The sequence below is a fragment of the Glutamicibacter sp. NPDC090743 genome, assembly GCF_044769125.1.
Classification (GTDB): domain Bacteria; phylum Actinomycetota; class Actinomycetes; order Actinomycetales; family Micrococcaceae; genus Glutamicibacter.
Genome location: NZ_JBIVXE010000004.1, coordinates 222,451 through 246,523, shown reverse-complemented (window position 1 = coordinate 246,523; position 24,073 = coordinate 222,451). Strand labels below are relative to the sequence as shown.

Genomic DNA, 24,073 nt, shown 5'->3' with positions numbered 1-24,073 from the left:
GGCAACTGGGCACATGGCTCCGTGCCCGCGATTGGCCCTCACGGCAACCGCGGGTCCTTGCCTCAGCTGTCGAGCGGGCCTACCAGCCACGAGGCCACCGTATTGGCTGCCGAAGCGGCATTGGACGGGTGGTACCAGCTGGCCTGCACGTCGCGGTAGAGCCGTTCGAACTCCGACCCCCGGAAATATCCGCCACCGCCCAGCAGCTGTCCGGCCACCTGGATGTTCTCCCGTGCAGTGTCCCCGGCCAGGGTGCGCAGCGTCACCAGCTTGGGGAACCACGCGCCCTGGTGATCCGCCTTGGCCTCCAGGTCACCGGCCACCGAGCGTTGCAGGGCATCCAGGGCCAGCAGGCGCATCGCCGCTTCGGCCAAGAGCCCGCGGGCGCGCACATCCTGCGCATACCGGGTCCCGTCCTGGTGCACCCGCTGTCCCAGGGCCTCCTGGGCCAGGGTCACCGCACGATCTGCGATGCCCACGTAGACGCTTGCGGTCAGGGTCAGGAAGGATGCGAAGATGCCGAAGACCAGCGGGTCCTGGTTTGGGCCGGCCGGCAGCCGGCTATGCACCCATTCGCGCGGGGCCACCGCATTTTCCAGCTTCGTGGTGTGCGACTGGCTGGCCCGCATGCCCAGGGTGTTCCAGTCGTTCATGGAATGCACGCCCTCGCCCCTGGCGACGAAGCCGTGAACCAGTTCCCCGGATTCCTCATCCTTGCCGAACACCCCCAACCGGGTGAACGCCGGTGCCAGCGAAGTGAAGATCTTCACGCCATTGAACTCCACCGAGCCATCGGCAGCAGTTCTCGCCCTGGTCTTCGAGTCGAAGAGCACCGCGTCGTTGCCGGGCTCCGAAATCCCGAACGCCATGACTTCGCCCTCGGCAATCCAATCGGCCACCATATCCAGGCGCTGGTCCCCGCGGGCCTGCAGCAAGTACGCGACGCCCGCCCATACCTGGTGCATGTTGATCGCCAGGGCCGTGCCGGGTGCCGCGGTGGCCAGGCGGCGCTGGGCCAGGGCCAGGGTCTGGAAGTTCCAGCCCAGTCCCCCGCGCTCTGCCGGCACCAGCGCCTTGAGGTAGCCCAGTTCCACCAGTTCGTTGAAGTCTTCGATGGCGAACGAGTTCGACTCGTCATAGCCGGCGGCCCGGTCCCGGAAACGCTCAAGCAGCTCGTCGCTCAGTATGGATTCGATGGTCAAGGATTCTGCTCCTGGATTCTGTTGTGCTGGCTGGGCCAACGCTGGTTCTAGTATTCCTGCAAGAGGTTTTGGAGCACCCGCACGCCGAACTTGATGGAGTCCACCGGCACGCGTTCGTCGACGCCATGGAACATTCCGGTGAAATCCAGCTCGGCAGGAAGTTGCAGCGGCGCGAATCCGTAGCCGGTGATCCCCAGTTTGGCCAGCCATTTGTTATCGGTTCCGCCAGAAAGCATATAGGGCAGAACCACGGCATCCGGGTCTTCAGCCAGCAACGACGCGATCATGGAATCCACCAGCGCACCGGCGAAGGGCACCTCCAGGGATTCCTGCTCATGCACCATGGACAGCTCAACGTGTTCCCCGGCCAGTTCACGCAGGGTCTCCAAGGTGGCTTCGTGCTGCTCGGGCAGGGTGCGGCAGTCGATCAGCGCTGCGGCCTGCCCGGGAATGACGTTGTGCTTGTAGCCTGCCTCCAGGGCGGAGGGATTCGCGGTGTTCTGCAAGGTAGCCCCGACGAAGCGCGAGACATTGCCCATGGCCGAGAGCAGCGGGGCCGGATCGGCTTCATCGAAGTCCAGTCCGGACAGCTCGGCCACCTGCTCAAGCAATGCGCGAGTGGTTTTGGTGTAGGACAGCGGCCATTGATGCTCACCGATGCGATGGACGGCTCCTGCCAGATGGGTGACCGCATTATCGGTGTTGAGCTGCGAGCCGTGGCCGGCCATGCCCTTGGATTCCAGCTTCAGCCAGGCGATGCCCTTTTCCGCAGTCTGCAGCATGTAGGCCCGGCGGCCGTTGATTTCGACCGAGAACCCGCCGACTTCGCTAATGGCCTCGGCCGCCCCGGCGAAGAGTTCGGGATGGTTCTGCACCATCCAGCCGGAACCATAGTCCCCGCCAGCTTCCTCATCGGCGAAGAAGGCGATGACCAGATCGCGCCGCGGGGTGATGTTCTCGCGTTGCAGGTGCCGGATGGCGGCGATAATCATCGCGTCCATGTTCTTCATGTCCACCGCTCCGCGTCCCCAGATCATCCCATCGATGATCTGGGCCCCGAAAGGATCCACGCTCCAGTCTTCGGCGATGGCCGGCACGACATCCAGGTGGCCGTGCACGACCAGGGCCGGCAATGCCCGATCGGCCCCCGGGATGCGGGTGACCACGTTGGCCCGCCCGGGAGCGGGTTCATAGATCGTGGCTTCCAGGCCGACGTCCTCGAGCAGCCCAGCGACATAGCGGGCGGCGTCAAGCTCCCCCGCGCCCTTGTTGCCTCCATAGTTCGTCGTGTCGATCTGAATCAGTTTCCTGCAGATCTCTACGGCTTCATTTTCCATGAGTGGAATGTCGCCAGCAGTGGACATCGCCAATGATCCTCTCGTAGCAGTGCTTTGCAATACACACTAGTGGGCAAAGCCCCCACCGTCGTGTGTGCACGTGCGCAATTTCTAGCCGTGAAGTTCCTGGTAGGCCTTCCTCGCGCCCGGGTGCAGGGGCTGGCCTCCGGTGCTGACCAAGGTTTCGGGGGTCAAGAACTGGATGCCGGCGCTGGATTCTGGCACCAGCTGATCAGCGTGGGCGACCAGGAGCTTGACGACGGCTCCGGCCAGCTCCTCGGGCATGTCCGCGCGCGCCATCAAGAGGTTGCCAACCCCGATCGTCTCCACGGACTTGATTCCGCGGTAGGTTCCCTCCGGGATGACTACCCGATCGTAGAGATCCGGGTACCGCTCGCGCAGCTGCGGCAGCACCGCTGAAACATCGAGCAGGCCCAAGTCCATGGTTGAAGCGAGCCGGCTCAGCGAAGCAACCGGCAGGCCGCCGAAAAGGAATAGCGCGTCAATGCTTCCCTTGCCCAGCGCCTCCAGCCCTGCCACGTACCCGTACTGCAGCTCCTTGGGCGCGATCCCGCGATTCTTCAGCTCCGCTGCACGCAATATGCGCTGGCCGGTCACCCACGTACCTGACCCTGGCGCACCGGTGCCGATGGTGCGTCCTGCCAGATCCTGCAGCGAGCTAATCCCGGCTGCTGTGCGGATGATGCAATGGAAATAGTTCTGGTAGACGCGGCCCAGGGCCATCGGCTGCGCCTGTGGAGCGCTGTCCTTCCGGTACTGGTCCACCGTATCGGCCAGGGCAAGAGCCAGCCCGGCCTTATTTTCTGCGAGCATCGCCAGATTCTGGGCGCTGGCCTGGGTATTGAGGGCTGCTGAATGCTCGGCGACGCCGTGGTCCACCAAGGCGTTGGAGAGCAAGGAGGCAAATTGGAAGTACATGCCCCCGTCTTCACCGGAGGCGATATCCAATCGATGCGCAATGGTCAACGAGCTGCAGGAACTCAGCGCTGGCAGTCCGGCGGCGACTGGGGCTGCCAGGAGATATCGAAGCAAGTTCCGCCGGGACGGCATGGGCTCAGGATTCATCGCGCACCTCGGGCTTGCTGCCATGCAGGGGCAGGCTGATCGTTGCTTTGAGCCCTTCGCCCGGAGCCGATTCAAGCGTGAGCTCACCGGCATTCGCGCGCGCCAAGCGATCCACGATAGCCAGTCCCAAACCTGTTCCCGGACTGTGCCGCACACGTTCTGCACGCCAGAACCGCTCGCCTGCATTCGCGAGTTCAGCAGCGTTCATGCCGGCTCCGTGATCCTGTATTTGGATGCTGGCAGTTCCCGGGTTGAGCCGCAGGCCCAGGACGATCTTGCTGCCAGGGGCGTACTTGAAGGCGTTTTCCAGGAGTTCCGCGAGCATCTGCTGCAAATCGAATCCGTTGCACCACACCATGGCGGTCTGCCCCGAGGTGGCGCTGCCATCGAGCACCAGCTGGTTTCCCCGTTGCCGGGCAACCTCGGATTGGCGTTCGACTTCCTCAGCGAGCATCTGCCCGACGTCGACTTGTTGGCCGTGCACGGCTGTCTCGGGCAAGGACTCCCCCGCATTTTGCTCGGCTAGCCGATGCTCGGCGCTGGCCAAGCGCATGACGCCGTCCAGCAGGGTTTCCACCCGATGCAGTTCGTTTTCCACCGCGTGCACTCCGACGGGATCCGCTTGGTCGCCCATGCGCATCTTCAAAAGATCCACGCGCAACCGCAAGGCGGCAACGGGGTTCCGGAGCTGATGGGATGTTTCAGCAATGAGCTCCTGCTGCTGCTTCAGGCTCTCGGCCATAGTTCGGGCCATGCTGCCCAGCGACCGCGATAGCCGGCGCAGTTCCGGTGGGCCTTGCTCTTCGAGGAGAACTGGTGCCTGATGCCGCGCAATGTCATTGACGGCATCATTGAGCCGGTGCACCGGACGGAGCACCCAGAAGGTCAGGCGGTCGGCCAAGAGCAGGAGTCCAGCGCCAATGGAAATGACAACAAGCCACAGCAGGCTGGACTTTTCCAGCACCTTGGCGCGTGCAGTTTCCAAGTTCACTTGCATCGTGACAGAGCCGAGCACTTGAGCAGAATTGCCGAACGGCTGCGAGAGCAAGGCGGTGGCATCCGAGAGAGGATCGATCGGCGGGATCTGGACCAGTCCCAGATTCAGCTCTGAATTGCGCACGGTGCCAGCGACCTCGGGATCCGCAGGATCGATACTGCCCGAGACCAATTGCCGCTGGCCCAGATTGATCAGCAGCCCTTCGCCATAGAGGTCGCTATAGGTGTCCATCTCCAGCTGGAGCAGCGACATGTCATTTGCCAGATCAGCATGGGTGGCAAGCTGGACAAAGCGGTTCAATGCCGACAACCGGTTCAACTGGACTTCAGCGGTGGCATCACGGCTGACGCTCTGCAACAGCATCGCGCTGACGATGGCGACGATTGCAAGCAGCAGCGTGCCCAGGATGCCCAGTACGCGCAGCCTCACGGGTTTGGCGTCTCTAGCCGGTAACCAACTCCGCGAACGTTCACGATCATCCCGGGTGCAGCAAGCTTGGAACGCAAACCGGTGAGGTGGACATCCAAGGAGCGCGACACCGCCACGAACGCGTCGCCCCACAAGCGATCAAGAATCTGCTCCCGGGTTACCACCGCTCCGTCATGCTGGGCCAGCAATGCCAGCAGCTCGAATTCCTTGGCGGTCAGCTGGAGGTGCCGTCCATTCAGAATTGCTTCGTGCTTCCCGGTGTCCACACGCAATCCGCCGGCGATGAGCACACCGCCGTTGTCATTGGATTGGACCTTGGCGCGGCGGGCCACCGCATCGATGCGGGCCAGAAGGACCGCCAGCCCGATGGGCTTGACCAGGAAATCGTCGGCGCCCTGGCGCAGTCCCCGGACAACGCTCCGCTCGTCATTGCGCGCCGAGAGGATGACCACGGGGACTTCACTGATTTGGCGCAGTTTGCGCAGGACTTCCAGTCCATCCATATCCGGCAGGCCCAGATCCAGCAGGATCATCTGGGCACTGTGGTGCTTCAACAGCGCGTCAGCACCGCGGCTGACATGCTCGGCCTGATGTCCTGCGGCGCTCACGGCATCGATCAGGGCGCGGGCGACGGCGTGGTCGTCTTCGACGATCAACAGCTGCACGGCATCATCCTCGACGTTCAGATCCGGGCTCGGCGCCCATGGGTAACTGATCAATTCTAGCAATTCGGAACACGCCGTGTTCTCCACGTCACTGCATTCCTAAGAAAGTGTTAGTACTTGACTGAGAGTTTGCCAGTAAGAAAGATCACTACCAAGATTGAATACGATCTCACACCCCCGTGGTCCGCGTCACTGCCGATGCGACTCCGCGGCGGCATCGCACTGTGGCAAAAGGAAAATCAAATGAGCGAAAACATCCAGGCGCAACGCGCCGACCTAGACGGTGGCGGCCCACCGCGCTGGAAAGTCATTGGCCCGGGACTGGTCGTTGCGGCGACCGGCGTTGGCGCAGCCGACATGGTTGCCACACTAGTAGCAGGCAGCCAGTACGGCTATGCGCTGCTCTGGGCAGTGATTGTCGGCGTAATCCTGAAGATTGTTCTGGTTGAAGGCGCCGGCCGCTACACCCTGGCAACTGGCAAAACCATTTTCGAGGGTTGGAAGACCCTGGGCAAGTGGACCACCTGGTACTTCGGTCCCTACATCATCATCTGGGGCTTCGTTTACGGCGCTACAGCGATGAGTTCCGCTGCATTGCCGCTGGCCGCCTTGATGCCGGCAGTGGATCTGAAGATCTGGGCAGTGCTCATGGGCCTGCTGGGCTTCGCGATGGTCTGGTTCGGAAAGTACAGCTTCTTCGAGAAGATCACCGCTGTACTGGTGGGCATCATGTTCGTGACCGTGGTGGGCTTGGCTTTCATCGCTGTGCCAAACATTCCGGAAATGCTCAAGGGCTTGATCCCGATGATTCCGGAAGGCGGCGTGGTCTACACCCTGGCGTTGGCTGGCGGCGTCGGCGGTACCATCACCTTGGCCGCTTACGGCTACTGGCTGCGCGAGAAAGGCTGGTACACCCCTAAGTGGATGCGGGTCATGCGCATCGACAACTCCATGGCTTACGTCATGACCGGCGTCTTCGTGCTGGCCATGCTGATCGTGGGCGCGGAAGTTGTTCGCGCCGCCGGCGTGACCATCTCCGGTGGCGACAAGGGCCTGCTGGAACTGGGCGACGTGCTGAAAGCCGAATATGGCGATGTCGTAGGCAACGGCTTCCTCATTGGCTTCTGGGCCGCGTCCTTCTCGTCGATCATCGGCGTATGGAATGGCGTTTCGCTGATGTTCGCCGACTTCTGGGGCCATATGCGCAAGAAGCCGGCAAACCACCCGGATACGTTGACCGGTGGCAAGTACTTCAAGTTCTATGTGCTGTGGCTGACCTTCCCGCCAATGGTGCTCTTCTTGCTGGACAAGCCAATTGCCCTGATCCTGGCCTACGGCGTCCTCGGTGCGCTGTTCATGCCATTCCTGGCGGTCACCCTCCTGGGCCTGCTCAATGGCAAGCGCATCCCCAAGGAATGGGCCAACCGCTGGCACACCAACACCGCGTTGGCGATTACCGCAGTACTGTTCATCATCTTGGGTGTACAGCAGCTGTACAAGTCCCTGGCTCCGCTCTGGAGCTGATGGCCTTTCACTAGGTCCAGAAGTCATGGCGGCATGCATTGAATTGCATGCCGCCATGGCTTTCGCGTTTAGGCTGGAGGTTATGAGCATCAAGCGGATTGGAATCCTCGGAGCGGGACGAGCCGGTACAGCCCTCGCCCGCGCAGCAGCATCGGCCAGAATCGACGTACGCATCGCAGGTTCCAGGCCTCCACGGATGATGAAGTACCACCTGGCACAGTACGCATCGCATGCCACCGCCGTACTGGCCGAAGACATTGCCGAGGATGCCGATTTGGTGGTGCTCATGGTGCCCCAAGAGGAACTCGACGACATTGATGTCCCATCCCTGGCTGGCATCTTGCTGGTGGATGCGACCAATCGCTGGGAAGACGAGCCGCTTCCCGACTGGCTGGAAACATCACTTGACGCTGGCTTGTCCAGCTCCGAAGGCATTGCAACCCATTTCAAGAGCTCTCGCGTGGTCAAAGCCCTCAATCACATCAGCCATTGGGACATGGACGCGGATCGGGCAACCAAGCAATCCGCGCAACGCGCCTTGGGCGTCGCCTCGGATAACAAGCAGGATGCCCAGACGGTTTCGGAACTAACCGTCGCCCTGGGTTTCTCTCCGGTCCTCCTGCCCAACTTGGCCGCGGGCCGCGGCTTGGAACCCGGTGGCGCGATCTTCAACGAAGTTCTCGATGCGGCAACGCTGTCCGCCAGGCTCGGCCCATCTTCGCAGTAGAACCGCTAAACCCGCGTTTCACTAGGCAGATCGCATCATATTCCTGTGACGCTCGACACTGATTTTCTGATTTTTTACCTTAAACCTCTACTCAATCCCGGTTTTCCCGCGGAATTCCGGGGTTTTCACCCTCCAGTTGCGGGGAGTTTCCCGATTGGAAATCCCCTGCTGGGGGTGGTAAAGTTTTACTTCGTTGCCAGCGATAACAACGCGAACAACAGACAACCTGCGCGGGTGGCGGAATAGGTAGACGCGCTAGCTTGAGGTGCTAGTCCTCGCAAGAGGGTAGGGGTTCAAGTCCCCTTTCGCGCACAGGTAGAATCCCCGGTTGACTTCGGTCAACCGGGGATTTCTTTATTTAATCCGAACGGATCCCAGCCCTCGATTGAGGATGCGGCGCATGCCTCCGCCGCGCTTGCACGTGCGCTGCCGTAAAGTGCTTATATGACTGACTCTTCCCCGGGCAACATCCCCGCCCAGCAGGGGCTCATGCCAACTGATGATGGCCACCAGCTGTACTGGGAAGAGTTCGGCAGTCCCGAGGGAATCCCGGCACTGCACCTGCACGGTGGACCAGGAGGAACACTCGGCGCGAGCGGCTACCGGAACCGCTGGGATCTGTCCCGTACTCGCCTCATTGGTTTTGAACAGCGCGGTTGCGGACGTTCTCTCCCCTCGGCAGCCGCTGCGGATACGGACATGGGAGAATTCACTACCCAGCGGCTGATAGCCGATATCGAAACGCTGCGTGTCGGGCTGGGTATCGAGAAATGGATTATCAATGGCGTGTCCTGGGGCTCGACCTTGGCTCTCGCCTACGCACAGGCCCATCCCGAACGCGTCGTCGGCATGGTGCTTTTCGCCGTCACGACAACGAGCCGTGAAGAAGTCCAATGGATCACCGAAACTGTTGGAGCGCTTTTCCCGGAAGCATGGGACCGCTTCTCGCGATTCGCCAGCAGCCACATTCCGGCCTACGCGGCGGGTGAACTGCGACTGGTCGAGGCCTACGCGCAACTGCTCGGCTCCACCGATCTGGAACTTCGCGATGCGGCGTCCCGCGAATGGGCGCTGTGGGAGGATACCCACATTTCCCTCGGATCGGAGAAGGTAATCCGCGATCCGCGCTGGCACGACCGCCGCTTCCGGCATTCGATGTCACGGCTGACCACTCATTTCTGGGCCCATAATGGTTTCTGCAAGCCGCCGATCATCGAGAATATGGCTGGGATCCGGAACCTGCCGGCCGTTTTGATCCACGGACGAGCCGATGTTTCCGGACCGTCAATGACGGCATGGAAACTTCACCAGCTCTGGCCAGCTTCCTCACTGGTTATCTGCGAGACCGATGGCCACGGCGGAGCAGAAATGGTCGATCACTGGACGTCGGCGAACGCGAACATGCTGGACCTGGCTTCTTGATAGCATCAGAGGCGGAGTTTTGAACGAAAAATTCCGTCACTAGCACAGCACTACTGGAGTACTGAACATGCGCATAGCCATGCTTTCCCTGCATACCTCACCGATGCAGCAGCCGGGCTCCGGCGATGCAGGTGGCATGAACGTGTACATCCAGAACCTTTCCTATGCGCTGGGCGCCCTGGGCCACGAAGTCCACATGCTCACGCGCACCGCCAACGAATCCGAGTCGCTCCAGGTCAGCGAGGGCGTATGGATGCATCAGGTGCAGATCGCTGCCCATCGGAACCTTGCCAAGGAACAGCTCCCGGCGATCATCGACGAGGCCGCGGAGGAAATCGCAACGCACTTGCACGGAGTGAAGTTCGATGTCGTCCACGGGCACTATTGGCTCTCCGGAATGGTGGGGCTGCAACTGGCGCAGCGCTGGTCCGCTCCCTTGCTGGTCTCGATGCACACCTCGGCTGCGGCCAAGGAACACGAATCAGGTCTCCCCGAGCCGGGGAAGCGAAAGGAAGCAGAGAAGCAGCTGCTCGCCGACTGCGCGCGCATCATCGCGAACACGCCCGTCGAAGCGAAACAGCTGCAGCGCTTCTACGGCGTGGACTCGAACAAGCTCGACATCGTCCTGCCGGGCGTCAACCACCGCATCTTCCACCCGGATCAGGACAAGCTGCGCCGGCCTCTGGGCGACGATGACTTGCACCTGGTCTACGCCGGGCGCATGCAACCGCTGAAGGGAGCCCATCTTCTGCTCGAAGCCATGGGCATCGCGCGTCGCGAGGATCCAGCCCTGCGCATTACCGCATCGCTGTTCGGCGCGCTGTCCGGGGCAACGCACTACGACCTGCCAGCGCAAGTCCAACGCCACCGCTTGGAGGACGTCGTCCGGTTCTTCGATCCGCTCTCCCCCGAGAAGCTGGCGCTCGTCTTCGCCAATGCCGACGTCGTTGCGGTACCGTCGCTCTCCGAGACTTTCGGGTTGGTGGCGGCCGAAGCGCAGGCCTGCGGCACGCCGGTGTTGGCCAATGCGGTGGGAGGGTTGGCCTACGCCGTCAATGACGGCGAATCCGGTTGGCTCATGACCGAGCCTGATGCCCAGCTTTGGGCCGCTAAGCTGCTTGAACTGGCCAGGGATCCTGAACAGATTACCGCTGCCGGACATGGGGCGCTGGAACATTCGGCCCTCTTCACCTGGGAACGCGCGGCCGTGGCCACCCTGGCCAGCTACCGTGTCGCCCAGTCCGAGCGCCAAGTACGTTGAACGCAATAGTGTCTTGGCCTTCATTGGAAATCCATTGAAGACCAAGGCACTAGCGGTGGAGCCTAGCTGCGCACCAGATCCAGCTCGAAGTGGGGCTTGGACTTGCGTGCATTCCACGCGTGGACCTTGTATCCATCGGCTTGCGGCTGGAAGGCCAGGTCAACCGATGCCGGAAGCACTACCGGGGTCTTGAACTCGATGCTCCAGTGGTACGTTCCGTTGGCTGGTTCGATCCCCGCCAATGCCCGGGCTGCCAGATAGATGCCGTGGGCAATAGCCGCTGGCATGCCCAACGCCTTGGCGCTGAGCGCGGACAGGTGAATCGGGTTGTAGTCGCCGGCTACTGCGGCCCAACGACGTCCCGTTCCCTGATCCAGTTTCCAGCTCGCGGTACGCTGCGGTGCAGCAAAGGCCGGATGCGCGCTCTTCTCCGGTGTACGGCCCTCGAGCCGCACGCCCTTGGCCAAGAACGTGCTGCGCAGCAGCACCCGGTCCTGCCCGTCCACGACGAGGCGCATCACCAAGTCGGAGGTGGCCCCATGGGGATGGGCCGAAAGGTTCTCGCTGTGCACCTCGATATCGAATGCTTCGTGCTCCCCCAGCGGCTGGTCCACGTCGACCTGGTTGGACAGGTGGATCATGCCCAGCAGCGGCATGGGGAAATCATCTTGCACCATCAAGGACATAGCCAGCGGGAAAGCCAGCGAGTGCAGGTAGAGGCTGGGCAGCACGCCGTTCATCGGCGCGCCTACGGCCTGGCGGAACTCGGCGAGTTTCACCGGATCGGCCTTGGCGCCCTGGAAGACCAGGACGGTTTCGGGCAGCACCGGGTTCTTCGGCTTCCGCTTCAGGGTCTTCACGGCCTTGGCATAGACCGAGGCCATCGAGGGAATCCCGGTGACGATCTGCGCACCCATCTAGGCACCTACCAGCGATTGGCCGCAGACCCGCAGGACCTGGCCGTTCAACCCGGCTGCGGCATCGGACCCGAGGAAGCTAATCGCCTCGGCAACGTCTACCGGCAGACCGCCTTGCATCAGCGAAGGCAGAACCATGCGGGCAACGGTGCGGGTACCCAGCGGGATCTTCGCGGTCATCTCGGTCTCGATGAACCCGGGAGCCACAGCGGCGATGGAGCCGCCATTTTCTGCAAACAGCTTGGCGCTGGCGTGCACCATGCCGATCACCCCGCCCTTGGAGGCTGCATAGTTGGTCTGGCCGCGGTTGCCGGCAATGCCGGAGGTGGAAGCCAGCGAAACGATGCGCAAACCGGGCAGCTTGGCTGCCAGGAAGGCTTCATTCATGCGCAGCTGCGAAGCGATGTTCACGGCAATCACCGAGTCCCAGCGGCCGGCATCCATATTGGCCAGCAGCTTGTCCCGGGTGATACCGGCATTGTGGATCACCAGATCCAGCGAGCCATGGCGGCCGATCGCATGATCCATGATCTGCTGGGCGGCATCCTGGGCGGTGACATCCAACTGCAAGGCGGTAGCACCGATGGAGTTGGCGACCTTGGCTAGCGATTCGCCGGCAGCAGGCATATCTACCACAACCACCTGCGCGCCGTCGCGGGACAGCGTCTTGGCGATGGCCGCGCCGATGCCGCGAGCGGCACCGGTCACCACCGCGACCTTGCCGGCCAGCGGCTTGGCGAAGTCGGCAGGCAGCACGCCATCATTGGTGCGCACAGAAAGGAACTGGCCGTCCACGTAGGCGCTGCGCCCGGAGAAGAAGAAGCGCAGCGCGGCCAGCGCACTAGGGCTGGCAACGCTGGTGCCTTGGGCAAGCACGATGCCGTTGGCGGTGGCTCCCCCGCGCATTTCGCGGCCCATCGAGCGCACGATGCCGTCGATCCCCTGGCGCACGGCGGAAAGCTCCGGCGCATCGTCATCGCTGGCGGGACGGGAGAAGGCCACCACGCGGCCACCTGGCAGCAGCTTGCGCAACGCCTGGCCGGCCGCCAGCATCAGCGGCGACAGCTCGGTGGGGTGCTCGAGTTCATCGAGCAGCAGCACCAGCCCGCCGAGCTTGGCATCGCCGGCGTCGTGCCGGCGCACATCCAGCCCCCAGGCGACCAGGGTGTCGCTCAGGTCCTGGGCCTTGGACGAGGCACCGAGCACCAGCACCGGGCCGGGCAGCAGTGGCGCATCGGGGCTGTAGCGGCGCAAGCGCGGAGGACGCGGCAAGCCCAGCAGGGTGGCCAGCTTCTTGGTGATCCCGGAATTAACCAGTTCCATGTACTTGTCCGCCATTAGCTGCGAGCCTCCAGAATTGCGACGACGCCCTGGCCACCTGCGGCGCAGACCGAAATCAGCGCGCGGCCCGAGCCCTTTTCATGCAGCATTTTCGCGGTGCTGGCAATGATGCGCCCGCCGGTGGCAGCGAAGGGGTGCCCTGCGGCCAGCGAGGAGCCGTTCACGTTCAGCTTCGACCGGTCGATGGCGCCCAGCGGGGCATCCAGCCCCAGCTTCTCGCGGCAGAATTCCTCGTCCTCCCACGCCTTGAGCGTCGAGAGCACGGTGCCTGCGAAGGCCTCGTGGATCTCGTAGAAATCGAAGTCCTGCAAGGTGAGGTTGTTGCGCTCCAGCATCCGGGCGGTGGCGTAGGCCGGAGCCATCAGCAGGCCCTCGGCACCGTGCACGAAGTCCACTGCTGCCGCTTCGAAGTCCACGAAATTGGCCAGCATTGGCAGGTCGTTGGCTTGCGCGTACTCTTCGCTGCCCAGCAGCACGGCCGAGGCGCCGTCGGTCAGCGGGGTGGAGTTTCCGGCGGTCATGGTCGCCGCATCGCCCAGGTTCTTGCCGAAGGCGGGCTTGAGCTTGCCCAGCTTTTCCATGGTGGAGTCGGCGCGCAGGTTGTTGTCCTTGGACAGGCCGTTGAACGGGGTGACCAGGTCGTTGAAGAAGCCGCGGTCGTAGGCGGCGGCCAGGTTCTGGTGGCTGGCCAGGGCCAGTTCATCCTGGGCCTCGCGGGTGATGCCCCACTTCTTGGTGGTGATTGCCTGGTGGTCGCCCATGGACAGGCCGGTGCGCGGTTCGCCGGTGCCGGGGGCTGCGGGGGCCAGATGGCCTGGGCGCAGCTTGGCCAGCGCGGCGAGCTTGGCCTTGGTGCTGCGGGCGCGGGAAAGCTCCATCAGGATGCCGCGCAGCGCATCCGAGACGGCGATCGGCGCGTCGGAGGTGGTGTCCACGCCGCCGCCGATGGCGGAATCTAGCTGGCCCAGCTTGATCTTGTTGGCCAGCGAGCCGATGGCTTCCATGCCTGTGGCGCAAGCCATCTGCACGTCATAGGCCGGGGTGGCGTGATCCAGCGAGGAGCCGAGCACCGATTCGCGGATCAGGTTGAAGTTCTTGGAATGCTTGAGCACCGCGCCGCCGGCGACGGCGCCGATGCGCTGTCCCTGCAGGCCGAAGCGGGCGACCAGGCCCTCGAGTGCTGCAGTGAACATGTCCTGGTTGGACGCATTGACATAGGCGGTATTGGAACGGGCGAAGGGAATGCGGTTGCCACCGATGATCACGGCGTTGCGCACAGAAGGCTGGCTCATGTTCGTTGAACTCCTACAAATATTCTGGTGTGACAAGTATTACTGTAACCAAGAGTACATGATACTCTGAGTTACGTGAACAAGATCACTGAGGAAATCGACCGCGAGACCGACGGCCGGGCAGCTCGCTGGGAAGCGCATCGCACCGCGCGCCACGAGGAACTGCTCAAATTGGCACGCAAAGCCGTGCACAAGCTCGGTCCCCAGGTCTCCATGGAGGACATTGCCGGACACGCAAAGACCTCCAAGCCGGTGTACTACCGGTACTTCGGCGACAAGGAAGGCCTGCGCCAGGCACTGAGCGCCATGGTCATCAACGACTTCCGCAAACGCGTCATCGCCGCAGGCCAAGCCAAGGAAGATGAAGTCAGCGCGCTGCATGCCATGGTCTCCGCCTACTTGGAGCTGGCCACCAACAGCCCGAACCTCTACTTCTTCGTCACCAGCGCTCCGCGCTCGGCCGAAGATGAAGCAGCCGGGGCGCTGACCACCTTCTTCGAAGAAGCCTCCGCCTTGATCAGTGAACGCCTGCTCAGGCTCTACGACCAGCAAGCCACCACCGCCACCTTGGACCTGTGGCCGCGCGCGGCGCTGGGCATGGTTCGGGCCGCCGGCGAACGCTGGCTGCGCCAACCGGATTCGGAGCAGAAACCGAGCTTGGAATCGCTGGCCGAAGAACTGACCAATTGGCTGGCTTACGGCATCGCTTCCACCAATGCACCAAAGACCCGCTGAATTACCAGCATCCATCCCTGCCTCACCATTGAATGAAAGGTACGTCATGAGCGAGAACCGCATCAACGTCAACGCCCTGTCCGAACAGCTCTTCGGTCCTTATGCCGAAATCCGCAAGGCCTCCCGCGCCCGCGCCGCGGATCCGCAGCTGCAGCGCGACCCGCTGCTGGGCATGGATGAGCACCGCGAACGCGTTCTGGGCCAGCTGGGCATCCTGGTGCAGCAGGAAGCCGTCCAGCGCGCCTTTCCCACTGAATTCGGTGGACAGAATGACCACGGCGGCTCCATCGCCGCCTTCGAGGAACTGGTCGCCGCCGACCCGTCGCTGCAGATCAAGGCCGGTGTGCAGTGGGGCCTGTTCGCCGGGGCGATCCTGCACCTGGGTACCGAAGAGCACCACAAGGCCTGGCTGCCAGGGGCGATGAACCTGGACACCCCCGGCGCCTTCGCCATGACCGAAATCGGCCACGGCTCCGATGTGGCCGCAGTTGCCACCACCGCTACCTACGACGAAGCCACCGATGAGTTCGTCATCCATACTCCGTTCAAGGCCGCCTGGAAGGAATTCCTGGGCAACGCCGCCCTGCACGGCAAGGCCGCCACCGTCTTCGCGCAGCTGATCACCAAGGGCGTGAACCACGGCGTGCACTGCTTCTACGTGCCGATCCGCGATGAAGCAGGCAACTTCCTTGAAGGCATCGGAGGCGAAGATGACGGTCTGAAGGGCGGGCTGAACGGCATCGATAACGGCCGTCTGCACTTCACCAACGTCCGCGTGCCGCGCACCAACCTGCTCAACCGCTACGGCAACGTGGATGAAACCGGCACCTATTCCTCGCCGATTCCCTCCCCGGGACGCCGCTTCTTCACCATGCTCGGCACCCTGGTCCAGGGCCGCGTATCGCTTGATGGCGCCGCCACCAACGCCTCGAAGATCGCCCTGCAGATCGCGATCACCTACGGCAACCAGCGCCGCCAGTTCAACTCAACCTCGGACACCGAGGAAACCACCTTGCTGGACTACCAGCGCCACCAGCGCCGGTTGATCACCCGCCTGGCCCGCACCTACGCTGCCTCCTTCGCCCACGATGGGCTGCTGGAGAAGTTCGACGCGGTCTTCTCCGGCCGCGAAGACACCGACACGGACCGCCAGGATTTGGAAACCCTGGCCGCTGCATTGAAGCCGCTGAGCACCTGGGATGCGCTGGACACCTTGCAGGAGGCCCGCGAGGCCTGCGGTGGCGCCGGGTACATCGCCAAGAATCGCTTCACCCAGCTCTACGCTGACCTCGATGTCTACGTGACTTTCGAGGGCGATAACAACGTGCTGCTGCAGCTGGTGGGCAAGCGCCTGCTCACCGACTACGCCGCCGAATTCCGCAAGCTGGACACCGGCGCGATGGCTCTGTACGTGGCCAAGCAGGTGGGCACCACTGCGCTGCACCGTTCGGGCCTGCGCAGCGTCGGCCAGGCTTTCGCCGATATCTCCGATGAGCGCAAGAGCGCCAACTTCTTCAAGGACCCGGAGAACCAGCGTGCCCTGCTCACCGACCGCATCAACACCAAGGTGGCCGAAGTTGCCGGCGCCCTGCGTGCTGCCGGCAAGGACAAGGCCAAGGGCGCCGCGGCATTCAACGAGAACCAGGACCTGCTGATCTCCGCGGCACGCGACCACGGCCAGCTCTTGCGCTGGGAAGCGTTCACCGCCGCGTTGGAGCAGACCGGCGATGCTGCCACCAAGGAGGTGCTGACCTGGCTGCGCGATGTCTTCGCCCTGAGCCTGGTCGAAGACGACCTGGGCTGGTACCTGTCCCACGGCTTGCTCTCCATGCAGCGTGCCCGCACCCTGCCCGGCTACCTCAACCGCCTGCTCGCCCGCCTGCGCCCGCACGCACAGGACCTGGTCGAGGCCTTCGCCTACACCCAGGACCACCTGCGCGCGGACATCTCCTCGGGCGGCGAAGCCGAGCGCCAGGACGAGGCCATGGAGTACTTCCGCAAGCTGCGCGCCAGCGATGACGCGCCGGTCAGCGAAAAGTCGCTGCAGAAAGCCAAGGGCTAACCCGTAGCCACGCCGATGCCCGTATCCCAAAGCATTCTGGGTGCGGGCATCGGGTGGTTAACCGTTCAAGCGCTGGGCCAGCGCCACAATGATCCCCTCAGGTCCGCGAATGTATGCCATTTTCCACACGCCTTCATAGTGTCCGATGCCGCCGATCAGCGGATAGCCGTGCTGGTTCAAGTCATCCACCGTGGCCTGCAGGTCATCGAGCTCGAAAGCGATCGAACGCAGTCCCAATTCATTGGCCATCGCCGCACGGTTTCCCGGCAGGTGCGCTGGTCTTTCGAAACTCGACAGCTCGATTCCCACATTGGATCCGGGAGCCTTGAGCATCACGATATTCGTGCGCGAGTCGGGAACAGCGCAGACGGTCTCCAGGAACTCGCCTTCAAGCCCGTTCGCCCGGCCTTCCACTTCCAGCCCCAGGCTGACAAAGAAGCCGGTCACCATCTCGAGGTCGGCAACGGTGATGCCTACATGGTCGAATCGAATGGGTCGCGGCATGGGAATCGGTTCGCTTTCGCTCGAAGGTACGCCACAGCCTACCCCGATGGACGGCGGCGAACCAGATCGCCGCTGCCTTTTGGCACCGGCAAACTAGCTAGCCCCCAGTGAAAGCTCGTCCACCACCTTGGCTACCAGCTCCCGCTCTTTCGGGCTCACCGCCTGAACCGGCAGCGGCAAGCAATCTTCAGCTACCCAGCCGAAATGCTCGGCGATGGCGGCACTGATCCTAAGGCTCCCGCCGCAGTGTGCCATCAGCTCCCACAGCGGCTCCAGTCTCACTGAGATCGCCAACGCCTTTTGCGGGTCTCCTGCCTGCACGGCACGGGTTATTGCCACCATCGGAGCCGGAACGGTTCCGCCCACCGCGGTAAACCACGCGTTGCATCCTGCGATCAGGCCAGCTGCCCCTAAAGCGTCGCCCGATACGCCGATACCCACGTGTTCGGGCAGCACCGCACGAATTGCGGCCACATGCTCCTTGGCCTGCACCGGATCGGCCGGAACCCCGGGAATCTTGATTGACACGATCCCGGGCAGCTGCGCGATACGCCCGTAGAGCCGGTTGCTGAAGGCGAAGTGGGTGGTCCGGGGATTGTCGTAGACAATGACCGGCAACTCGCTGTGTTCACTGGCCGCCTTGAACAGGGCGAAGACCTCATCGTCATTCAGCTGCTGATAGCCCACCGGGGCCAGCAGCACGCCGACGGCACCGGCGTCCCGGGCATCGCCAATATGTTCCAGGACGCGGGAAGTGCGCAGCGCACCCACGCCAGCAAGCACTGGGATCCGGTCCGCATGCTGCACGGCCAGCTCGATGACGCGCCGGCGCTCGGCGCGATCCAGGTACATATACGAGCCAGTTGAGCCCAGCACGGTGATCGAATCCACCTCGGCCCGCACTAGCCGCTGCACCAGGCCAATGAATGCCGGCTCGTCGAGCCGGTCATCGCGCAAGGGCGTGAGCGGGAAGGCGCTGAGCCCGGTCCACGCAGTTGCCGGCGCCGCGTTGTTCTTCGCTGCCAAGCTCATGATCCGTTCTCCTTGGTGATGCGCTGGTTCCTCGATCTTACGGCGAGCAGTGCGCAGAGGATGACCGCGCATCCGCCCACAACGGTGGGCCAACCGATGGGTTCGTGCAGCAGCAAGCCCGCCCAGCAGATGGTCATCACCGGTTGCGCCAATTGCACCTGGCTCACCTGCGCCATCGGCCCGATGGCCAATCCCCGGTACCACGCGATGAAGCCCAAGAACATGCTCACGACACCGAGATAGGCGAAGGCGGCCCACTCGCCGGGTGTCGCCGTGGGCGGGTGCTGGACCGCTGAGACGGTGGCGAGCGTCAACATCACCGGAGATGCGAGAACCAGCGCCCAGGAGATGGTTTGCCACGAGCCGAGCTCGCGCGAGAGCAGGCCGCCTTCCGCGTAGCCGATAGCGCAAGCCAGTACGGCGCCGAAAAGCAGCAGGTCTGCTCCGTGCAGCCCGCCCAGCCCGCCACCTTGCACAGCCGCAAAAGCCAGGGCGGCCAGTGCCCCGGCAGCTGCCGCAATCCAGAACCTGGTGCTCGGGCGTTCCTTGGTGCGCAGCACTGCGGCAACTGCCGTCGCCGCAGGCAAGATGGCGATGACTACCGCACCGTGGCTGGCCGGAGCCGAGGTCATTGCAAAAGAGGTCAGCAGCGGAAACCCGGCGACGACTCCCCCGGCGACGACAAGCAGCCGCCAGCATTGCGGCCGCGTAGGAAATTTCTGGCCGGTCAACCAGAGTGCGCCGATGGCTAGCGCTGCGGCGATCACCGATCGCCCTGCACCGGCAAACAGCGGATGCAGGTGGCCGTGCTCTACGGCGATGCGGGTGAAGGGCACGGTGAAGGAGAAAGCGAGAACGCCCAGTAGCCCCCAGAGCAGTCCGGCACCCGGGGTGGATAGCGGTTGTCGATTATTGACAGTAGCGGTACTATGTAGCTTCATGTTTAACAGTAGCAGTGAGCGTGTGGTTGCGAAACTCCAAGAGTGGATTGCGGCAGCCCCTGCCGGGAGCCAGTTGCCCTCCACGCGTGCTCTGGTGGCGGAACACGAAGTCAGCCCGGTCACGGTGCAAAAGGCTTTGCGCACGCTCATCGGCCAAGGCGTCGTTGAGTCACGCCCCGGTATCGGCACCTTCATCCGCAAGCAACCGGTAGCCCGGGCGCACGACTACGCCTGGCAAACCGCCGCGCTGGGGGTCGTCCATCGCCCGTTGCCGGAGTTGGCCGCCGCCCAGCGGGCGACACCCAATGACGTCATCTCCTTGCATTCTGGATACCCGGATCGCGAGCTGCTGCCTGAACGCCTGGTGCGCAGCGCCTTCGCCCGAGTTGCACGCAGCGACGCCGTGCTCCAGCGCACCGAAGCCGCGGGATTGCCGGAGCTGCAAAGCTGGTTCGCCAGCGAACTCGGGGCGATCACCGCGCCGGGACTGAGCGCCCCGGCGGCCAGCGATGTTGTCGTGCTCCCGGGCAGCCAAAGCGGACTGGGGTCGATCTTCCGCTCGCTGGTTGGGTCCGGAAAGCCGATGCTCATCGAATCCCCCACCTACTGGGGCGCCATCCTGGCTGCCGCGCAGGTCGGCGTGCAGCTCATCCCCATTCCCGCTGGGCCGCACGGTCCGGACACCGAGGTATTGGACCGTGCTTTCGAGCAAACCGGGGCTCGCGCTTTCTACGCGCACCCGAATTTCGCCAACCCCACCGGCGCCCGCTGGTCGCCCGAGGTTTCGCTGCGGGTACTGGAGATCCTGAAGCATCGCGGCGCGTTCCTGGTGGAAGATGACTGGGCCAAGGATTTCGGGATCGACGTGGATTCTTCACCGGTCGCCGCCCGTGATGACAGCGGCCATGTGGTGTATCTGCGATCCCTGACCAAGAGCGTTTCCCCAGCAGTGCGCGTGGCCGGGGTAATTGCCAGGGGCCCGGCACGTGAACGGATCCTGGCCGACAACCAAGCGCAATCGATGTATGTCAGCGGCCCGCTGCAAGCGGTCGCATTGGATGTGGTCACGCAACCCGGGTGGCGCACCCATTTGCGCTCCGTGCGCCAGCAGCTGGCAACCCGCAGGGACCTGGTCCTGGATGCTTTGGCGCAGCATCTGCCCGAAGCCCAGGTTGAACAGATCCCCCGAGGCGGGCTGAACCTCTGGGTACGGCTGCCCGATACAGCTAATCCGGCACAGCTGGTGCGCGACTGCGAGCTGCGCGGTGTAGCGATCGCGGCCGGCGACAGCTGGTTCCCTGCCGAGCCGACCGGACGCTTTTTGCGGTTGAACTTTGCCGGCCCGAATCCCGGAGCCTTCAGCCAGGGAGTGGAGATCATCGGCCAGGTGCTGCGCGGCTAGGTCCAATGCGAAGAGCTAACCAACATACCTGGTCTTCGTAGGGCTGCGAGGTCCGTTGGTCGAGGACAGTGCCTGCGATCATCAACTCCGTTTCGACCGGCAAGGCATTTGCCAGCGTCGCGGCATGTTCCTCGTACTCAGGATGCCAGAAGGCTTCCCAGTACCGTTTTCAGCGTTGTGGGCTACCCGTAGATATGGATGCTGCCGCCATACCCGGCGGGAAGACCTCGGCCTAGCAACCACTGGCCGAGCACTTCGTTGACCTGGGCGATGTTCAAGGATTGTGGGCCTTCGAATTCCATGTCCGTATCAGGATGGCTCGACAGAAAGTCCGGGTCGGCACCGTAGCCGACCCTGATGTTGCATGCCTGATGGCCAACGACAGCGAGCTCCAAAGTGTAGTTCCCATCAGAAAGCTTGGTGCCTTGGGCATACTTGGTCATCGGATTGTTTTCAAAGGAATAGTTTTCTCCCCATTCACGGACCATGCGCAATATTGAGGGGATCTGGGCCACCGATTCGAGCTTATGCAGCTCGTCATGCCGGCTGGTGCCCCACCAGATTTCCTCCGGAGCCACTTCATCCTCCAAGAAGGCATCAAGCTCGGTGGCGTTAAACCAGTTGAACTTCCGGCTCAAACGCAGCTGCCCGATTGAGTCCATAAACTTATCCATATTCGGATCGTAGCGATGAGGAAGGACAAATAAGACACATCCTGAGTCCGCCTGGACAGCCCAAGATACAAGCGGCACGAAACACGGGCCGATTCACTTGGCTAAGTTAGTCATAATCATGCGCGCGCCTCGTAGGTTTTGAAAGCAATAATCAGTTCGCTGCACCCCAACGACCCAAAGAAGGGCACAGGCCCCGGTGAATGAAAAATAATTTCATCCACCGGGGCCTGTTGAACTCTTTGCTGGCTACAGTCCGTCTACCTCGACCAGGCCGCGGCGCGTAGGCACCGGGGCCACGTGCGTGCCGTTGGCCGCCACGCGCTGAACCGACAGCAACCGCGGCGGCGCGCCGTCGGCGGTTTGCAGGATCCACGGACCGACCATCAGGTAGCCGCGATCATTTTCGGCCTCGGTGACCACGCCGGTAATCACGAAATCACCGTAGGGTTCCTGGCTGAAGGATGCGGCAACCAAATCGCCGTGGGACAGCTCGGAAACTTCAACGTCTTCCGGGGCGAACTCGCCTTCGAAGACTGCGGGGAATGAGCGCACGTCCTTATCAGGCTGGCGGGCCATGGTTTCGCCGCCGTCGGCGTCTTTGGCTTTCTTCTTGGCAGCGGCCGCGTTCAGCCCGCCGACCATGACGTCATCGAGCACGGTGGCGTGCGCGGCACCGGAGATCAGGAAGTTGCCGAAGCGGGCGGTCTTGTAGAGCACCGAGATCACGTCCCCGGCTTCCACCTCGCCGAAGGCCGCTTTCATGCCGGCTACATCGCGCTTGGAAGGGCCCTTGATAAAGACGTCCACGGGGTGATTCTCCGATTCTGCAGGAATTAGGTTCTGCGCTTAAGCGTAGGCCAGTTACCAGCCACGAAGAAAACGCCTAGCCTCGCAGGGCGGCGTCGAACCATCCGGTAATGCTCGCCGGATGGGTGATCGCGGTGCCCACCACCACGGCGAACGCGCCGGCATCCAGCGCGGCTTTGGCCTGCGCCGGGGTGTGGATCCGGCCCTCGGCAATCAATGGCGGCTCCAGGCCCGCTGCTGCGATCTGCTCCAGCAGCTCAAGGTCCGGCCCCTCGGTCTTGTCCCGTTCCCCGGTGTAGCCGGCCAGCGTGGTGCCGATCAGATCGGCCCCGGCCTGCGCGGCAGCCAGCGCGTCGTCCAGCGACCCGCAGTCGGCCATTACCAAGGCGGCAGACCGTTCGTGCACCGCGCTAATGGTTTGTTCCAGGCTCTTGCCGTCGGGCCGTTCGCGGCGGGTGCCGTCCAGGGCCACGATGTGCGCCCCGGCGTTGGCCACCGCCAAGGCGTGGTGGATGGTGGGGGTGATGAACACGCCCTCATGGCCGTCCTTGAACAGCCCGATGACCGGCACCTCGACGGCCGAACGGGTGAATTGGATATCCGCGATGCCCTGCACGCGCACCGCGCCGGCGCCTCCGATCACCGCCGAGGCAGCCACCTGCGCCATGGCCTGCGGGTGGCGCATCGGCTCCCCCGGATAGGCTTGCGCCGAAACGATCAGCCGTCCGCGCAGGGCTTGCAGTGCTGCTGCCGAAAGCAACATGTCTTTCTCCTCTTAGTCTTGTGGCCAGAATAGGCTGGCCGCCCCGATCAGGGCGGCATCGGTTCCCAAACGGGCAGGTTCCAGCGCGGTGCCCCGCACCAGGTCGATGGCGCTGGCGGCGAAGCCCTCGCGCAGACCCTCCCACCAGATCTTCCCCGCCCCGGCCATCCCGCCGGCAATGACGATTTTCTGCGGGTCCAGCACGTTGGCCAGCGATCCGGCGGCGGCGCCTGCGGCCAAGCCTCCGGTATGCACTGCCCGATAGGCCAAGGCATCGCCGGCTTCGGCCAGCGCGGTGACCGCCTGGGTGTCGCGCACCTTCGGGTTGCCGGCCAATCGCTGGTAGTGCCGGTGGATCGCCGGCCCGGCGGCGATCGCCTCCACATGACCGGTGCGTCCGCAGGAGCATTCCAGCCCGGTGGCGTAGGCCGAATCGATGTGCCCCATATGCCCGGCCACGTGGTGGAAGCCGGTGACCAGCTGGCCGCCGTGCAGGTAGGCTCCGCCGATTCCGGTGCCGATGGCCAACAGCATCATCTGGCCGGTTCCCCGGCCTGCGCCGAAGCGGGCCTCGCCCAAACCGTGGGCGTGCACGTCATTGACCGCGCGCACCGCTAAACCGGTGAGCCGTCCCAGTTCGGCTGCCATGTCGGTGCCGGCCCAGCCCGCCAGGGTATCGGTGGCCGATACCACCTTCGCGGTTTCCGGGTCGATGACCCCGGCGGCGCCGATACCCAACCCGGCCGGCTGCGCCGAGCATGCACCGCGCAGCTGCTGCACCACGCCGGCCATGGCCGCGATGATCGCGGCGGAGCCTTCGCGGGCCGGTGTGGGTGCTTGGCTGCGCGCGGTGATGGTGCCATCGCGGCGCACTACGGCGCCGGCGATCTTGGTGCCGCCCAGATCCAGGGCGAGCACCTCGCCGGCGCCTGCTAGTTGTTCTTGCACTGGGC

At 63.5% G+C, this 24,073-nt stretch carries 22 protein-coding genes and 1 tRNA gene; 8 read left to right on the top strand and 15 right to left on the bottom strand.

From position 1 onward, the window contains the following. Positions 1-62: 62 nt before the first annotated feature. The 5 genes from ACIQTS_RS09895 to ACIQTS_RS09875 form a co-directional block, all read right to left on the bottom strand. Complete coding sequence (locus ACIQTS_RS09895) at positions 63-1,202, bottom strand: acyl-CoA dehydrogenase family protein (RefSeq protein WP_402473079.1); 1,140 nt, start codon at positions 1,200-1,202, stop codon at positions 63-65. Between the two features lie 47 nt (positions 1,203-1,249). After that, entirely contained in the window at positions 1,250-2,566 is a 1,317-nt protein-coding gene (locus tag ACIQTS_RS09890; protein WP_402473076.1) for a M20/M25/M40 family metallo-hydrolase, read from the bottom strand. A gap of 84 nt (positions 2,567-2,650) precedes the next feature. Then, positions 2,651-3,625 carry a TAXI family TRAP transporter solute-binding subunit gene (locus ACIQTS_RS09885; RefSeq protein ID WP_402473074.1) on the bottom strand — a complete coding sequence of 325 codons (975 nt, stop codon included), beginning with the start codon at positions 3,623-3,625 and terminating at the stop codon, positions 2,651-2,653. Then, on the bottom strand, positions 3,615-5,051 hold the full coding sequence (locus tag ACIQTS_RS09880) for an ATP-binding protein (RefSeq protein ID WP_402473071.1): 1,437 nt from the start codon (positions 5,049-5,051) through the stop codon (positions 3,615-3,617). Before ACIQTS_RS09880 ends, ACIQTS_RS09885 begins: the two co-directional genes overlap by 11 nt. Further along, positions 5,048-5,716 (bottom strand): response regulator transcription factor, encoded by a 669-nt coding sequence (locus ACIQTS_RS09875; protein WP_105657866.1) that lies wholly within the window; start codon positions 5,714-5,716, stop codon positions 5,048-5,050. The genes ACIQTS_RS09880 and ACIQTS_RS09875 overlap by 4 nt, the downstream gene beginning before the upstream one ends. Before the next feature lie 243 nt (positions 5,717-5,959). Between ACIQTS_RS09875 and ACIQTS_RS09870 the strand changes: the two genes are divergently transcribed. The 5 genes from ACIQTS_RS09870 (at position 5,960) to ACIQTS_RS09850 (ending at position 10,650) form a co-directional block, all read left to right on the top strand. Continuing rightward, positions 5,960-7,240: an Nramp family divalent metal transporter gene (locus ACIQTS_RS09870; protein ID WP_105657825.1), complete on the top strand. Its 1,281-nt coding sequence runs from the start codon at positions 5,960-5,962 to the stop codon at positions 7,238-7,240. An 82-nt stretch (positions 7,241-7,322) separates the two neighbouring features. Continuing rightward, positions 7,323-7,967: an NADPH-dependent F420 reductase gene (locus tag ACIQTS_RS09865; protein ID WP_105657865.1), complete on the top strand. Its 645-nt coding sequence runs from the start codon at positions 7,323-7,325 to the stop codon at positions 7,965-7,967. 228 nt (positions 7,968-8,195) lie between these two features. Continuing rightward, a tRNA-Leu gene (locus ACIQTS_RS09860) sits at positions 8,196-8,279 on the top strand. A 132-nt stretch (positions 8,280-8,411) separates the two neighbouring features. Continuing rightward, a complete protein-coding gene (locus ACIQTS_RS09855; protein WP_105657824.1) occupies positions 8,412-9,389 on the top strand; it encodes an alpha/beta fold hydrolase in 978 nt (325 codons plus the stop codon). 67 nt (positions 9,390-9,456) lie between these two features. Then, entirely contained in the window at positions 9,457-10,650 is a 1,194-nt protein-coding gene (locus tag ACIQTS_RS09850) for a glycosyltransferase (protein WP_402473067.1), read from the top strand. A gap of 62 nt (positions 10,651-10,712) precedes the next feature. On the opposite strand, the gene ACIQTS_RS09845 is transcribed toward ACIQTS_RS09850, so the two are convergent. From ACIQTS_RS09845 to ACIQTS_RS09835, 3 genes are read right to left on the bottom strand one after another with little or no spacing between them, the layout of a single operon-like run. Then, the gene (locus tag ACIQTS_RS09845; protein WP_105657822.1) at positions 10,713-11,567 is read right to left on the bottom strand and encodes a MaoC/PaaZ C-terminal domain-containing protein; all 855 of its coding nucleotides are present in this window, start codon (positions 11,565-11,567) and stop codon (positions 10,713-10,715) included. Next, the gene (locus ACIQTS_RS09840; RefSeq protein WP_332486288.1) at positions 11,568-12,905 is read right to left on the bottom strand and encodes a 3-oxoacyl-ACP reductase; all 1,338 of its coding nucleotides are present in this window, start codon (positions 12,903-12,905) and stop codon (positions 11,568-11,570) included. Continuing rightward, positions 12,905-14,200, bottom strand: a complete 1,296-nt coding sequence (locus ACIQTS_RS09835; protein WP_105661261.1) for an acetyl-CoA C-acetyltransferase — start codon at positions 14,198-14,200, stop codon at positions 12,905-12,907. Before ACIQTS_RS09835 ends, ACIQTS_RS09840 begins: the two co-directional genes overlap by 1 nt. 75 nt (positions 14,201-14,275) lie before the next feature. Between ACIQTS_RS09835 and ACIQTS_RS09830 the strand changes: the two genes are divergently transcribed. Then, the gene (locus ACIQTS_RS09830; RefSeq protein ID WP_402473063.1) at positions 14,276-14,935 is read left to right on the top strand and encodes a TetR/AcrR family transcriptional regulator; all 660 of its coding nucleotides are present in this window, start codon (positions 14,276-14,278) and stop codon (positions 14,933-14,935) included. Positions 14,936-14,981: 46 nt separating this feature from the next. Beyond that, the gene (locus ACIQTS_RS09825; RefSeq protein ID WP_402473060.1) at positions 14,982-16,997 is read left to right on the top strand and encodes an acyl-CoA dehydrogenase; all 2,016 of its coding nucleotides are present in this window, start codon (positions 14,982-14,984) and stop codon (positions 16,995-16,997) included. Between the two features lie 57 nt (positions 16,998-17,054). On the opposite strand, the gene ACIQTS_RS09820 is transcribed toward ACIQTS_RS09825, so the two are convergent. The 3 genes from ACIQTS_RS09820 to ACIQTS_RS09810 form a co-directional block, all read right to left on the bottom strand. Then, positions 17,055-17,501 (bottom strand): VOC family protein, encoded by a 447-nt coding sequence (locus tag ACIQTS_RS09820; protein ID WP_105657817.1) that lies wholly within the window; start codon positions 17,499-17,501, stop codon positions 17,055-17,057. 93 nt (positions 17,502-17,594) lie between these two features. Further along, positions 17,595-18,533, bottom strand: coding sequence for a dihydrodipicolinate synthase family protein (locus ACIQTS_RS09815; RefSeq protein WP_402473056.1), 939 nt, complete (start codon positions 18,531-18,533; stop codon positions 17,595-17,597). Next, positions 18,530-19,474 carry a DMT family transporter gene (locus ACIQTS_RS09810; protein ID WP_402473053.1) on the bottom strand — a complete coding sequence of 315 codons (945 nt, stop codon included), beginning with the start codon at positions 19,472-19,474 and terminating at the stop codon, positions 18,530-18,532. Before ACIQTS_RS09810 ends, ACIQTS_RS09815 begins: the two co-directional genes overlap by 4 nt. Between ACIQTS_RS09810 and ACIQTS_RS09805 the strand changes: the two genes are divergently transcribed. Continuing rightward, positions 19,473-20,876, top strand: coding sequence for a PLP-dependent aminotransferase family protein (locus ACIQTS_RS09805; RefSeq protein WP_332727439.1), 1,404 nt, complete (start codon positions 19,473-19,475; stop codon positions 20,874-20,876). The genes ACIQTS_RS09810 and ACIQTS_RS09805 overlap by 2 nt on opposite strands. A gap of 182 nt (positions 20,877-21,058) precedes the next feature. On the opposite strand, the gene ACIQTS_RS09800 is transcribed toward ACIQTS_RS09805, so the two are convergent. From ACIQTS_RS09800 to ACIQTS_RS09785, 4 genes are all read right to left on the bottom strand, one after another. Continuing rightward, positions 21,059-21,550 (bottom strand): hypothetical protein, encoded by a 492-nt coding sequence (locus ACIQTS_RS09800; protein ID WP_402473051.1) that lies wholly within the window; start codon positions 21,548-21,550, stop codon positions 21,059-21,061. A gap of 246 nt (positions 21,551-21,796) precedes the next feature. After that, positions 21,797-22,357: a hypothetical protein gene (locus ACIQTS_RS09795; protein ID WP_105657813.1), complete on the bottom strand. Its 561-nt coding sequence runs from the start codon at positions 22,355-22,357 to the stop codon at positions 21,797-21,799. A 76-nt stretch (positions 22,358-22,433) separates the two neighbouring features. Further along, positions 22,434-23,120, bottom strand: coding sequence for an N-acetylmannosamine-6-phosphate 2-epimerase (locus ACIQTS_RS09790; protein WP_402473049.1), 687 nt, complete (start codon positions 23,118-23,120; stop codon positions 22,434-22,436). A gap of 12 nt (positions 23,121-23,132) precedes the next feature. Continuing rightward, positions 23,133-24,068 carry an ROK family protein gene (locus tag ACIQTS_RS09785; protein ID WP_402473046.1) on the bottom strand — a complete coding sequence of 312 codons (936 nt, stop codon included), beginning with the start codon at positions 24,066-24,068 and terminating at the stop codon, positions 23,133-23,135. Between the last annotated feature and the right edge of the window lie 5 nt (positions 24,069-24,073).